Source organism: Streptomyces sp. NPDC079167 (genome assembly GCF_040686735.1).
GTDB lineage: Bacteria > Actinomycetota > Actinomycetes > Streptomycetales > Streptomycetaceae > Streptomyces.
This window is the reverse complement of record NZ_JBFBLO010000059.1, coordinates 1-1,310: the sequence shown is the minus strand read 5'-3', so window position 1 is coordinate 1,310 and position 1,310 is coordinate 1. Positions and strand designations below refer to the sequence as shown.

General features: G+C 67.9%; 1 protein-coding gene. It reads right to left on the bottom strand.

What is annotated here, in order from left to right; all coding sequences use genetic code 11:
* On the bottom strand, positions 1-1,283 hold a 1,283-nt coding region (locus AB0P41_RS35935), incomplete at its 3' end, for a beta-ketoacyl synthase N-terminal-like domain-containing protein (protein ID WP_365936201.1).
* Positions 1,284-1,310: the final 27 nt, after the last annotated feature.

Genomic DNA, 1,310 nt, shown 5'->3' with positions numbered 1-1,310 from the left:
AACGACGACGAACACGCCGTATCCACCGTCACCGCCGGACCCTCGAGCCCCAACGCGTACGACACCCGACCCGACGCCACACTGCCCGAGTTACCGATGCCGAGGTAGCCCTCGGTGTCGTCCGGCACGGCCCTCAACCGGGAGGCGTAGTCGTGGTACATCACGCCGGCGAACACACCGGTCCGGCTGCCACGCAAAGAAGTGGGATCGATACCGGCACGCTCGACAGCCTCCCACGAGGCTTCGAGGAGGAGCCGTTGCTGCGGGTCCATCGCCAGGGCTTCACGCGGCGAGATCCCGAAGAACTCGGGATCGAACTCAGCGGCTTCGTAGAGGAATCCGCCCTGTTGCGTGTAGGTCGTGCCCGTCCGGTCAGGGTCGGCGTCGAAAAGCGTGGCGATGTCCCAGCCTCGGTCGGTGGGGAAGCTGTCAATGCCGTCACCGCCACCTGCCACCAGTCGCCACAGGCCATCCGGATCGGATACCGCCCCCGGATAGCGGCAGCTCATGCCGACGATCGCGATCGCTTCGTCGCCCACCACATCAGCCGCGGCTGAATCGCGGGTGGAGCCGGTCTCGTCCCCGAGTGCCTGGGAGAGCAGGAACGCGGCCAAGTCTGCGGGGGTCGGATAGTCGAAGACCAGTGTGGCCGGAAGTTGCAGCCCTGTGACGGCCGTAAGCCTGTTGCGCAGTTCGACGGCGGTGAGTGAGTCGAAGCCCAGTTCCTTGAACGCCTGCGTCGCTTCGATCTCATGGCTGGACGCGTGCCCTAGGACCGTCGCGACCTCAGCCTGCACCAGCCCGTCCACGAGCCGCGCTCGGTCCGCGGGCGCAAGGGCGGCCACGCGGTCGGCCAACACGGCTCCCCGGGCTGCTCCGGTATGGCCGGCCCGTGTCCTGTGCATCCGCACAAGGTTCTGAAGCAGCGCAGGTACGGCTCCCGTGGAGGCGAGGCGACGCAAGGCGGCACGGTCCAGTTTGATGGGCACCAGAGCGGCTGCGCCGGTACCTGATGCGGCATCGAACAAGGACAGCCCGTCGGGCGCGCTCAGCGGCATGACGCCGTCCCGGGCCATGCGCTGGGTGTCGGCGTCGCCGAGGCTCCCGAGCATCCCACTTTCAGCCCAGGGTCCCCAGGCCAGCGACTGCCCCGCCAGCCCTTCCGCCCGCCGAACCTCGGCCAACGCGTCCAGGAACGCGTTCGCCGCCGCATAATTCGCCTGACCCGCACCACCGAACACACCGGCCGCGGAGGAGAACAGCGTGAACATCGACAGATCCATGCCACGCGTCAGCTCATGCAGATGCCA